The organism is Salegentibacter sp. (assembly GCF_041642575.1).
In the GTDB taxonomy this organism is placed as follows: domain Bacteria; phylum Bacteroidota; class Bacteroidia; order Flavobacteriales; family Flavobacteriaceae; genus Salegentibacter.
Genome location: NZ_JBEPWD010000067.1, coordinates 1 through 12,132 on the forward strand (window position 1 = coordinate 1; position 12,132 = coordinate 12,132).

Annotated in this window: 11 protein-coding genes; 4 read left to right on the forward strand and 7 right to left on the reverse strand. The window is 39.5% G+C overall.

The features are described 5' to 3' along the window. From ACESK1_RS09880 to ACESK1_RS09895, 4 genes are all read left to right on the forward strand, one after another. Window positions 1-1,199, forward strand: a 1,199-nt coding sequence (locus ACESK1_RS09880) for an OmpA family protein (RefSeq protein ID WP_372920017.1), incomplete at its 5' end; no start/stop codon positions are given. A 122-nt stretch (window positions 1,200-1,321) separates the two neighbouring features. Continuing rightward, entirely contained in the window at window positions 1,322-2,014 is a 693-nt protein-coding gene (locus ACESK1_RS09885) for a glycosyltransferase family 2 protein (protein ID WP_372920018.1), read from the forward strand. Then, the gene (locus tag ACESK1_RS09890; RefSeq protein WP_372920019.1) at window positions 2,014-3,480 is read left to right on the forward strand and encodes a cellulose synthase family protein; all 1,467 of its coding nucleotides are present in this window, start codon (window positions 2,014-2,016) and stop codon (window positions 3,478-3,480) included. The genes ACESK1_RS09885 and ACESK1_RS09890 overlap by 1 nt, the downstream gene beginning before the upstream one ends. A gap of 10 nt (window positions 3,481-3,490) precedes the next feature. Beyond that, a complete protein-coding gene (locus ACESK1_RS09895; protein ID WP_372920020.1) occupies window positions 3,491-4,840 on the forward strand; it encodes a glycosyltransferase 87 family protein in 1,350 nt (449 codons plus the stop codon). 34 nt (window positions 4,841-4,874) lie between these two features. Here the strand turns inward: ACESK1_RS09895 and ACESK1_RS09900 are convergent, their stop codons facing one another. From ACESK1_RS09900 to ACESK1_RS09930, 7 genes are all read right to left on the reverse strand, one after another. Further along, entirely contained in the window at window positions 4,875-5,846 is a 972-nt protein-coding gene (locus ACESK1_RS09900; protein ID WP_372920021.1) for a deoxyhypusine synthase family protein, read from the reverse strand. Then, the gene (speB, locus tag ACESK1_RS09905; RefSeq protein ID WP_372920022.1) at window positions 5,839-6,714 is read right to left on the reverse strand and encodes an agmatinase; all 876 of its coding nucleotides are present in this window, start codon (window positions 6,712-6,714) and stop codon (window positions 5,839-5,841) included. The genes ACESK1_RS09900 and speB overlap by 8 nt, the downstream gene beginning before the upstream one ends. 48 nt (window positions 6,715-6,762) lie before the next feature. Next, complete coding sequence (locus ACESK1_RS09910) at window positions 6,763-8,166, reverse strand: arginine decarboxylase (RefSeq protein ID WP_372920023.1); 1,404 nt, start codon at window positions 8,164-8,166, stop codon at window positions 6,763-6,765. A 290-nt stretch (window positions 8,167-8,456) separates the two neighbouring features. After that, a complete protein-coding gene (locus tag ACESK1_RS09915; protein ID WP_372920024.1) occupies window positions 8,457-9,320 on the reverse strand; it encodes a pseudouridine synthase in 864 nt (287 codons plus the stop codon). Window positions 9,321-9,402: 82 nt separating this feature from the next. Continuing rightward, a complete protein-coding gene (locus tag ACESK1_RS09920) occupies window positions 9,403-10,308 on the reverse strand; it encodes a geranylgeranylglycerol-phosphate geranylgeranyltransferase (RefSeq protein WP_372920025.1) in 906 nt (301 codons plus the stop codon). A gap of 11 nt (window positions 10,309-10,319) precedes the next feature. Further along, window positions 10,320-11,258, reverse strand: a complete 939-nt coding sequence (locus tag ACESK1_RS09925) for a mevalonate kinase (protein WP_372920026.1) — start codon at window positions 11,256-11,258, stop codon at window positions 10,320-10,322. A gap of 50 nt (window positions 11,259-11,308) precedes the next feature. Next, the coding region (locus ACESK1_RS09930) for a diphosphomevalonate/mevalonate 3,5-bisphosphate decarboxylase family protein (protein ID WP_372920027.1) at window positions 11,309-12,132 on the reverse strand (824 nt) is incomplete at its 5' end.

The window sequence follows — 12,132 nt, forward strand, 5'->3', positions numbered from 1 at the left end:
CAAGAAATCAGGAGCGTCCTATTTATCCGTGGAATAAAAAACCAACTCTTGACCTTTACAGCGCTGAAATGACTGAAGAAGGAGAACTGGTTGATATTATTCTGCTTTCAGATGATATCAATACCGATTCCCACGAAAGTTCTGCAACCTTTAATGAGGATGCAACCGTAATGTACTTTGATCGTACCAGCGAAAAAAGAGTTAAAAACGAAGAAGGCGTAAGAGTTGCTCACATTAAACTTTACCGTGCTGAATTGGTAGATGGGACCTGGACTAACATCGAGGCGCTTCCATTCACCAGCAATGAGTACTCTACCGAGCACCCAAGCCTAAGTGCAGATGGAAGTAAACTTTACTTTGCCAGTGATATGCCGGGCTCTGAAGGTTCTTTCGATATCTATGTAGTAGATGTTAATGAAGACGGAACTTACGGAACTCCACAAAATCTTGGAACCGGAGTTAACACGCCGCAGCGCGAGCAGTTTCCTTTCATCAGCGAAGAGAATGTGCTTTATTTCGCTTCAGATGGGCACCAGGGATATGGAAACCTGGATGTTTTCAGAAGTGAAGGAGACTTTTCAGAAGTCCAAAACCTTGGCGCAACTGTAAACTCCAATCGTGATGATTTCGCTTTTGTAATTAAAGAAGGTGACGAAAAAGGATACTTTGCCTCTAACCGAAGAGGAACAGATAACCTTTACATGTTTGAACGCGAAGATTACGAGCCTCCGGTAGTAGATTATGACGATCGTGAGATCAATACTGAAACTGGAAGACAGCAATTAAGAGGTGTAGGAAACATTTACTTCGACTTTGATAAAGCAACTATTAAAGACGAATCTAAACCTACGCTTGACAAAGTTGTTGATATTATGAACAAATATCCAACAATCGACATCGAAATTGGTTCTCACGCCGATGCCAGAGGTTCTGATGAATATAACATGGGACTGTCTGAAAGACGTGCAGCTTCTACCTTAGAATATCTTGTTGAAAACGGAATTGACCGCAGCAGATTAACCTCTCAAGGTTATGGTGAGAGCATGCCGCTTAACGATTGTACTGAACCAACTGGTTGTACAAATGAGCAGTACGCTAAAAACCGTAGAAGTGAGTTCACTATTATGAACGAGCAAGGTGAACCAGAAGACAGAGACGACTACGAAGCCAACGAGGAAGAAGTAGAAGAAGATAACTAATCCGCTCACCAACTAACTAACCAACCTTAAAAAGCCCCGGAATTTCCGGGGCTTTTTTATTTTATAAATTTCTATGGTGAAGCCCTTACTCAAACTTATATTTGTGCTCAAGCAAGTACATTATGCCTCCTATAATTAAAGTAATTATTCCCGCTTACAATGAAGAAGCATCCATCGCCAAGGTAGTCTCTGAAATTCCTCCAATTGTAGATGAAATCATTGTGGTAAGCAATAATTCCACGGATACCACTGTACAAAATGCCAGGACAGCTGGAGCAACTGTACTTTCAGAAAAAAGAAAAGGCTATGGTTACGCCTGCCTCAAGGGAATGGATTATCTCGCAAGCAAAAACCCAAAACCAGATATCATAGTTTTCCTGGATGGAGATTACAGCGATTACCCCGAAGAACTGACCAAAATCGTAGCTCCAATTTTGGATGAGAATATAGATTTAGTAATTGGTGCCAGAGTCAAGGAATTACGTGAAAAAGGCTCGATGACAGGTCCGCAGATCTTCGGAAACTGGCTTGCTACTTCCTTAATGAAACTATTCTTCGGAGCGAAATTTACCGATCTTGGACCTTTCCGGGCGATTAAATATGAAAAATTGCTTGCTTTGGAAATGGAAGATAAAACCTATGGCTGGACTGTGGAAATGCAGTTGAAAGCCATCAAAAAAAATTATACTTACACCGAAGTTCCGGTAAAATATAAAAATCGCATTGGCACCTCCAAGGTTTCGGGCACGGTGAAAGGCGCTATCTTTGCAGGAGTAAAGATCCTGGGATGGATTTTCAAATACAGTTTTAAATAATGGAGCTTGCAATTCTCATCTTATATTCTTTTGCCCTGCTGATAATTTTCATCTACAGCATTTCCCAGCTTCAATTATTACTGAATTACCTGAAAGCAAAGAAACAGACCGATTCTGCTGAAAAATATAATTTGAGTGACCCTAAGCAAACCCCTACGGTTACCATACAACTTCCACTGTATAACGAATTGTACATTGTTGAGAACTTACTCGATAATATTGCAAAAATTCAGTATCCAAAAAACAAGCTGGAGATCCAGGTACTCGACGATTCCACCGACGAATCAATTGCCCTGATCGCTGAAAAAATTTCATTTTTAAAAGAGGCCGGTTTTGACATTAAACACCTTCGCCGTGAATCCCGAACGGGATTTAAAGCAGGCGCTTTAAAGGAGGGGTTGAAAATTGCGAAAGGAGACTTCATCGCTATTTTCGATTCCGATTTTTTACCGAAAAAAGACTGGCTCCTGCAAACCGTCCCCTATTTCAAAGATCCGGAAATTGGGGTGGTCCAAACACGCTGGTCGCATATCAACCGCGATTATTCCTGGCTGACCAAAATACAGGCCTTTGCTCTCGATTTTCATTTTATACTGGAACAAACCGGAAGGAATTTCGGCCATCATTTCATCAATTTCAATGGTACGGCGGGTATCTGGCGCAAGGAATGCATCCTCGATGCGGGCAACTGGAGCGGCGACACCCTCACAGAAGATCTTGATCTTAGTTACCGCGCCCAGCTTAAAAAATGGAAGTTCAAATACCTGGAAGATGTGGAAACTCCTGCAGAACTCCCAGTTGCAATAAGCGCAGCCAAATCCCAACAATTTCGATGGAATAAAGGAGCGGCTGAAAACTTCAGGAAAAATTACCTACATTTATTAAAAGACAATTCAGCTTCCTTTAGTACCAAATTCCACGGATTTTTCCATTTGCTCAATTCAAGTATGTTTTTGATTGTATTGCTGCTGGCAGTTTTAAGCGTACCGGTTTTATATATTAAAAGTCAGAATCCAGAATTAGGCCGGTATTTCAATTGGCTGGGAGTTTTTCTAGTTAGTACGATCATATTTTTCTTCTGTTATTACGCGGCCTGGAAAAAGATTCACGGCGGCGGATTTAAAAGTCTTTTGAAGTTTATCGGGATGTTTTTCAGCTTCTTTTCGGTGGTGATGGGGTTTTCGTTGCATAACTCTATCGCAGTGATGGAAGGTCATTTAGGAAAAAGATCAGAATTTATCCGGACTCCGAAATTCAATATTAATTCGACCAACCAGAACTGGAAGCACAACAAATATTTAACCCAGGCGATAAGTCCGCAATTATTGCTGGAATTTGGGCTCTGGTTGTATTTCGGCTTCGGACTTTACAGCGCATTTTTACTGAAGGATTTTAGTCTGGTTATTTTTCATCTTATGCTATTCATCGGGTTTGGCTTTGTGGTTTTTAAAACGATTCGAACTTAGTTTTGAAAAAATGAAGGAGTTTTTTAAAAACCACCGCTTCAGTATTCTTATAGCCCTAACCGGTATCGTATTCTATATTTCCTTCGCCTATAATCTCGATCGCACCGACTTCATAAAACTCATCGGCCTCTACGGCGGATTGTTTTTTATGAGTTTTAGGCTAATCCAGCTCGAAAAAACCAACTTTTGGTTCCTGGCCGGTTTGGCGCTCCTCTACAGACTTATCTTTCTTTTTGCTTTGCCTAACCTTTCTCAGGACTATTATCGCTTTATTTGGGACGGGAAATTGATCCTCGAAGGGATCAATCCCTATTTATTCAAACCAACTGAATTAATTCCCGATTTTCAGGGAATTTGGGCTGACCTTTACCAGGGAATGGGAAGCCTTAGCCAGGGGAATTATACCAGCTACCCTCCAATTAATCAATTTATTTTTGCAGTGTCGGCATTGGTAGGGGGGAAATCGATTTTAGGATCAGTAATAATAATTCGGATTTTAATCATCCTGGCCGATTTAGGGACGCTTTTCTTCGGAAGGAAGCTGTTGCAGAATTTCGGTCTTCCCCATCATCAGATCTTTTGGTTTATCCTGAATCCATTTATCATTATAGAACTCACCGGGAACCTGCATTTTGAAGGGGTAATGCTGTTTTTCCTGATTGTTTCGCTGTACTTACTTCACAAAGAAAAATGGCTGGCCAGCGCAGTTTTGTTGGGAGTTTCTGTTTCGGTGAAATTGATTCCGCTTATATTTCTGCCGCTACTTTGGAATTATTTTCGAAAGAATCAACAGCTTAAAATTCAGAAATTAGGGTTCTATTATGCCACAGTAGCGATAACAGTCGTTCTGACTTTCCTTCCTTTTCTTTCTTCAGAACTATTCTCCAACTTTTCAGCCAGTATCGGACTTTGGTTTCAAAAATTTGAATTCAATGCGAGTATCTATTATCTGATTCGCTGGATTGGTTTTGAGCTTAAAGGTTATAACATAATCGCCACGGCGGGAAGGGTTTTACCTATCCTGACCCTTCTGATTATCCTGGGACTCGCTTTTTTCCGAAGAAATAGATCAATTAAAACTTTAATCACTTCGATGCTTTTTGGAATAACCGCGTACTTCTTTCTTTCCACTACAGTACATCCCTGGTATCTGGCGACACCTCTTCTGCTTTCTGTTTTTACAAAATATCGTTATATGATTTTATGGACAGGACTGGTATTTCTGAGTTATTTCGCCTATTCCAATCCCGATTTTGAAGAGAGTTACTGGCTCCTGGCGACAGAATATGTTGCTGTTTTCGGGTATTTGATTTATGAGATTTCCAGAAAGGAATTCCAAACAAAAAAGCCTGTAATTTAACTTACAGGCTCTTCTTTTTATTCCAAATCACTATTTACATATCGAGTAAATAGGCAAATATTAAAGGCGCTACAATAGTAGCATCACTTTCTATAATATGTTTTGGCGTATCGATATCCAGTTTCCCCCACGTAATCTTCTCATTGGGCACAGCTCCGGAGTAAGATCCGTAGCTGGTTGTTGAATCGGAAATCTGGCAGAAATAGCTCCAGAAAGGCGTATCGGTTCTTTCCATATCCTGGTACAACATAGGCACTACACAAATAGGGAAATCGCCGGCAATTCCTCCTCCTATCTGGAAGAAACCGATTCCGTTTTTGGAATTATCGGTGTACCAATCGGCAAGGAAGGTCATATATTCTATTCCCGATTTCATTGTACTCGCTTTCAGCTCACCTTTGAGCACGTAGGAAGCAAAAATATTTCCCAGGGTGCTGTCTTCCCATCCGGGAACCACCATTGGCAGGTTTTTTTCGGCTGCGGCGTACATCCAGGAATCTTTAAGATCGATCTCGTAATGCTCTTCCAAAGCCCCTGAAAGCAACAATTTATAAAGAAATTCATGAGGAAAATAACGCTCGCCTTTTTCTTCAGCATCTTTCCAAATCTTCACGATCCTATGCTGAATTCTTCGGAAAGCTTCTTCCTCAGGAATACAGGTATCCGTAACCCTGTTTAGGCCTTTTTCCAATAGATCCCACTCCTCTTGCGGAGTGAGGTCACGATAATTAGGCACACGTTTATAATGCGAATGCGCCACAAGGTTCATTACATCTTCCTCAAGGTTAGCGCCGGTACAGGAAATGATATGCACTTTGTCCTTTCGGATCATCTCGGCAAAAATTTTCCCAATCTCGGCAGTACTCATAGCTCCTGCGAGAGAAACCAGCATTTTTGAACCGCCCTGCAACTGCTTTTCGTAATCTTTGGCAGCATCTACCAGCGCGGCGGCATTAAAGTGTAAATAATATTTTTCTATAAATTGCGAAATCGCTCCTTTACTCATCTTCGTCTTCGTGGTTATGATTTAAATATTTGAATTTGTAGCTCAACATTTTGTAGTACAGTTTTGCCGCAAGAAAATCAGATGATTTCTCGTTTTCATTTGGGCAAAGTTCTACGATATCAAATCCTACAACATTTTTCTTTTTGAACATCAGTTTTAAAAACTCCAGGGTTTCGTACCAGAAAAGTCCACCAGGCTCTGGGGTTCCGGTAGAAGGCATGATAGAAGGATCAAAGGCATCAAGATCTATGGTGATAAAAACATTAGGCGTCATCTGGCCAATGGCGTCATCCATCCAGTCTTCATACAGATCGTGAGCAAAATACACCTGGTTTTCGTCCATATGTTCAACTTCTGAAACATCCATAGAACGAATTCCCACTTGTACCAGGTTGGTCTTTTTACTGGCCTCGTGCACCGCACAAGCGTGGTTACATGCTGAACCTTCATATTCCGGTCTAAGGTCGGCGTGAGCATCAATTTGTACTACGGTTAAATCTGCAAAACTTTCATTGAAAGCCCGAATAGTACCGATGGAAACTGAATGCTCTCCCCCAAAAATGGTTACAAATTTCTCCTGTTTGATGTAGTTTTTCACAGTTTTGTGCACTGCTTCAACCATTTTTTCAGGAGAAGAATCTTCGGTTACAGGTGGAGCGAGATAAACCCCTTTTTTGTACACTTCGCTGCGTGTTTCAATGTCATAAAGTTCCATATTTTCTGAAGCCTCCAAAAAAGCTTCCGGACCTTTATCTGCGCCTTTTTGCCAGGAACTTGTTCCATCGTAGGGAACAGGAATTAATACCACTTTAGCATCGTCTATGCGAGAATACTTATCTGGTATCCCGGCGTAATTCTTTTTGTTCATTTTAAAAGTTGATTGAATAAGAGTTAGTTGTATAAAGTTATAAATTTTTTAATTGCTATTGTTATAACCGAGAATTTTCAACATATCTTCTGATTTCTGTTCCTCACTAAACAATTCTGTGGTGATATTCCCATCTTTATCTTTATCTATAAGAATATGTTTGGGTTGCGGGATCAGGCAGTGATGTAAACCACCAAAACCCCCTATGGTTTCCTGATATGCCCCGGTATTGAAAAAGCCTATAAAAAGCGGTTTCTCTTTTTTATACTTCGGAAGGTAGATCGCATTTACGTTTTGTTCAGAATTATAATAATCATCGCTGTCGCAGGTCAATCCGCCTAACAAAACCCTTTCATATTCATCATTCCAACGGTTTATAGGAAGCATTACAAACTTCTTGCTTATGGCCCAGGTATCCGGAAGCGTCGTGATGAAAGATGAATTGATCATATTCCATTTTTCCCTGTCGTTTTGTTGTTTCTGATAGAGGATCTCATAGATCGCGCCACCGCTTTCTCCAACGGTAAAACTTCCGAATTCAGTAAAGATATTTGGCACTTCCACCTCTGCTTCGTCGCAGGCAAGTTTTATCTGGTTGATAATCTCATCTACCATATACTCATAATCATATTCAAAATGAAGGGAATTCTTCACCGGAAATCCACCACCAATATTTAAGCTATCGAGCGTTGGACAAACTTTTTTGAGTGCGATATAAACCTTCAAACATTTGATAAGTTCGTTCCAGTAATAGGCTGTATCACGTATGCCGGTGTTGATAAAGAAATGTAGCATCTTCAGCTCCACCTGCTTATTTTCTTTGATCTTTCGGTTGTAAAAGGGTACGATATTTTTATACCCTATTCCAAGCCGGGAGGTATAAAATTCGAATTTCGGTTCCTCTTCAGAAGCAATTCTTATTCCGATGGGATATTTCCCATCAATACTCTCTGATAAAAGATCGATTTCCTCATAATTATCAATGATAGGAATACAATTTCTATGACCGTTATTCAATAAACGGGCAATATTCTCGATATATTGGTCCCTTTTAAAACCGTTGCAAAGCACGTAAGTATCATTGGTGATCTTCCCCGATTTCTTTAAATGCTCCACGATATTAATATCAAATGCCGAAGAGGTCTCAATGTGGATATCATTTTTTAAAGCTTCGTTCAAAACGTGCTCAAAATGAGAACTTTTTGTACAATAACAATAATTGTAATTTCCTTTGTAATTATGTTTTTCCATCGCATCGGAAAACCATTTTTTGGCCCTTTGAATATTATCTGAAATTTTAGGCAGATAATTAAATTTAAGGGGAGCTCCGTATTTTTCTACGAGTTCCATAAGGTCAATCCCATGAAATTGGAGTTCATTATTTTCCAGAGTAAATTCTTCCTGAGGAAAATAGAAAGTCTGGTCTATCAGATCGCTGTATTTGGTGTTCAATGGAGTAGTTTAAGAGTTTTAAAGGTAAAAATTAGGGATAAATTTACCGCATCAAAAGATTTGATTGGTAAAATATTGTTAAGATGAATTTTTTTACAGGATAATTCCACACCTGAATTTAGGCCAACTAAAATATATTTCGGAAAATACCGACAGTTTCCGAAGAAATGACGAAAAGAATTTGTCAATTACTGGTGTGCATTACAAAGATTAAAAAAATTAAAAACCCGAATCTTCAATTGAAAATCCGGGTTAAAAATATTAAAAAACTTAATACGAAATAACTTTTTTTAAAGCATTCCCAAATTAATAACTTCCTGATCTGTAAGCCTTCTGAAACGTCCTCTTGGCAGGTCTTTTTTGGTTAGCCCGCCAAAGACTACGCGATCTAATTTTTCTACTTCGTACCCCAAACTTTTAAACAATCTTTGGATTACGTGATTTTTGGTAGAATTGGTTTCAAGACCCACCTCATTCTTCGGTCTGTCCGCTATATAACTTGCGTCCTGTACTTTCACTTTTCCATCTTCGAGGATCACCCCGGCTTTAATTCTATCAAGATGCTCGGGTGAGAGTGGTTTAGTAAGATTTATATGATAGATCTGTCTTATTCCATTCCTTGGTTTACCTAATTTCTTGGCCAGAGTACCATCGTTGGTAAAAAGCAATAAGCCCATAGCCTGGGTATCGAGTTTCCCGACAGGGTCCAGTTTGGCTTTGGTAGCCTTAGCCATAAGCTCCATTACTGTTTTCCCTCCTTTTTCCATGCTTCCGGTGACATAAACCCCTTTGGGTTTATTCAGCAGGAAATATTCAGGTTTTTCGGGATTCAGAGTCCTACCGTCAAACTTCACCTCATCGGTGAGCTTAACTTTGTAACCCATTTCAGTAATAACCTTCCCGTTAACCGTTACATTTCCGGAAGAAATATAGATATCGGCATCGCGACGGGAACAGATCCCTGAATTTGCAATGTATTTATTGAGCCTGATTCCTTCTGTCTTTTCGGCTGATTTAGCTGAAGAAGGTTTAGCCGAAGTTTTGTCTCCTGCCTTTTTTATAGGGGCATTTCCCCGGGCATAGGATTTCTTTCGTTGTCCACCACCTTGTCTTCCGCTGAATTTTCCTTCTGAAGATTTATCGTTTCTGCTCATAGCGCTAATTTTTTGCAAAGGTACTGTATAAGTACAGATTAACTAAATTATAAAAGGATAATATTATTCTAAGTAAGGCACCTTAAAACACCCGGTTGATCACTTCCGGAAGGTCTATAAGGAGGATACTGAAAACTCCGGCAACGATGATCAGTTTAAGAATGTTATGCAATAAGAGGTATTGCCATTTCGCCTTACTAAAATATAGAAATAATACAAAGAATACCAATAACGCAAGGGAAGTATAGAAATAATAATCCATATATCCTGTGTGAAACCTGGTGATAAGAAGTAGGATAGGAACGACAGCGAGTATGGTTAAAATTGAGAGAAAGAATTTGCTCCATTTTTCTCCGTAAACTACAGGGATTGTCTGATAGTTCTGGGCCAGGTCACCCTGCATATTCTCCAGGTCTTTCACTAACTCCCGCATAACGATCATCAAATAAAGAAAGGTGGCGTGAATGAAAATCACGGTTTCAAAATTCCTGTAATACACGAAGATCACAAAAAATGGGGTTATGGTGAGTATAGAAGCAACAAGGTTTCCTAAAAAAAGAATCTTCTTTAAGCGATGGGAATATAACCAAATGCCAAAAATGTAAATTGAAAAGAAAACAACCGTTTTAAAGGAGACGTAACTGGCAAAAAATATCGCGAGTAAATTAAGAATAAAATAAACCGAAAGTTTGGTACGCTGACTTACGATCCTGTCCAACATGGTTTTTCTAGGCCTGTTGATCAGGTCTTTTTCACTATCGTAAAAATTATTAATGATGTATCCCGAAGCGACAATTGTCGCGGAAGAAAGAATTAGAAAGAATAAATTATCATCAAAAATAATATCCCGCAATGGTAAATCGGGAGCAAGTATAAAAGCTGAAGTAAGATACTGTGCAATTATTAACACCAGTATATTATAACCACGAACCACCGAAAACAAACTGAGCATTTTTAGCAACAATCGTTTGTTGGAGATGGAAACCATTAAAGGGCAGTTTAGAAGTTGTAAACCACTTCTAATTTATAATCTTTTAGAGCTTTTCTTGCTTTTTCTATATCTTCCGTAAACCCAAGGATGTACCCACCACCTCCTGAACCGCAAAGTTTCAGATAGTAATCGTTGGTATCAATTCCCTTTTGCCATAGCTTATGAAATTGGGCAGGAATCATAGGCTTAAAATTATCCAGCACCACGTGAGAAAGGCTTTTGACATTCTTAAAAAGCGATTTCACATCCCCTTTCAAAAAGTCGTCTACACAGGCATCTGTATGTTTTACAAACTGATCTTTAAGCATATTTCTAAAGCCTTCCTGCTTCATATTTTCCATAAAGATCCCTACCATCGGGCCGGTTTCGCCGGTGCTCCCGCTATCAAGCAGGAATACAGCTCCCTGTCCGTTTGCGGTTTGAGAAGGAATTCCCGCAGGCTCAATATTGTCGTTTGAATTTATTAGGATAGGAATACTCAAATAGCTGTTAAGCGGATCCAGACCTGAAGACTTTCCGTGAAAAAATGATTCCATTTCCCCAAAGATCTTTTTCAGTTTTAAAAGTTTATCTCTGGTAAGGTTTTCCAGTACAGTGATCTTATCGGTAGCATATTTATCGTAAATCGCAGCTACCAAAGCACCGCTACTCCCTACTCCATATCCCTGTGGAATCGTAGAATCGAAATACATTCCTTTAGCTATATCAGACTTTAGGGATTCCAGGTCAAATTTAACCAGGTCAGGATTGTTTTGAGAAAGTTCCCCGAGGTAATCGGCGAATCTATCTAAACTCTTATTAGATTTAATAGCAGTTTCAGATGGGTCTTCATCCACCTTTAGGGCTCCATTATAAAAATTGTAAGGAATTGATAAACCTTTGGAATCTTTAATAATTCCATATTCTCCGAAGAGAAGGATTTTTGAATAAAATAAAGGTCCTTTCATATGCTCTGGTGTAAACTGTACCGTTTTAAGGCAGAGAAGTTTAAGTAAAACTACAATTTTTCTGCACCTTTTCCAATACTGTCGCAAATATACTGCCCTTTTTCACAATAGACAACCAACTCATTCTTAATGAATTCCAAAATTTCTTCTTTATACTTTTCGGGATACAGCACATGAACATTCGCTCCGGCGTCTAAAGTAAAGCAAACCGGAACACCGTTAGATTCTCTATATTCCCAAATCTTATTAATTATTTCCAGGGTATTTGGTTTCATCAAAATAAAATACGGCTCGCTGCTCATCATCATGGCATGCAGCGTTAGGGCTTCACTTTCTACAATTTTGATAAATTCCGGCAGGTTTCCGGTTTCAAAAACCGCCTGCAATTTTTCAAGATTTGCATGTGCTTGTTCAAATCGAGCCTCAGCAAAAGGATGCCCGTGCATTAAGTTGTGGCCTAAGGTGCTACTCACCTGTTTTTGTCCTTTATCAACCAGTAAAATCGTGTCCTGATAGGTTTTAAAAACCTCGTGAATTTTATTTGGATATTTTATTCCGAAGAGATCGCTGCTACCGGCCGTAGTTTTATGTTCTCCCCATTCTATGAGTTCTCCTTCAATGCTGCGGCAGGCACTTCCCGAGCCTAACCGGGCTAGAAAGGAAGCCTTCTTCAGAAAATAATCTTCAGTTATTTCCGGATTCAATTCCTTTTCCAAACTCATCACACATAGGGCCAGGGCACTCATTCCACTGGCAGAAGAGGCGATTCCGCTGCTGTGCGGAAAAGTATTTTCAGTTTTAATAATCAATTCATAGTCCTTTAAAAAAGGACAATACTTCCCGATGCGTTCAAAAAACTTTCGAATTTTCGGTT

Bases quoted from the DNA above. Each gene is read 5' to 3' on its own strand.
- ACESK1_RS09885 (WP_372920018.1), top strand. From the start codon at position 1,322: ATGCCTCCTATAATTAAAGTAATTATTCCCGCTTACAATGAAGAAGCA.
- ACESK1_RS09890 (WP_372920019.1), top strand. From the start codon at position 2,014: ATGGAGCTTGCAATTCTCATCTTATATTCTTTTGCCCTGCTGATAATT.
- ACESK1_RS09895 (WP_372920020.1), top strand. From the start codon at position 3,491: ATGAAGGAGTTTTTTAAAAACCACCGCTTCAGTATTCTTATAGCCCTA.
- ACESK1_RS09900 (WP_372920021.1), bottom strand. From the start codon at position 5,846: ATGAGTAAAGGAGCGATTTCGCAATTTATAGAAAAATATTATTTACAC.
- speB (WP_372920022.1), bottom strand. From the start codon at position 6,714: ATGAACAAAAAGAATTACGCCGGGATACCAGATAAGTATTCTCGCATA.
- ACESK1_RS09915 (WP_372920024.1), bottom strand. From the start codon at position 9,320: ATGAGCAGAAACGATAAATCTTCAGAAGGAAAATTCAGCGGAAGACAA.
- ACESK1_RS09920 (WP_372920025.1), bottom strand. From the start codon at position 10,308: ATGGTTTCCATCTCCAACAAACGATTGTTGCTAAAAATGCTCAGTTTG.
- ACESK1_RS09925 (WP_372920026.1), bottom strand. From the start codon at position 11,258: ATGAAAGGACCTTTATTTTATTCAAAAATCCTTCTCTTCGGAGAATAT.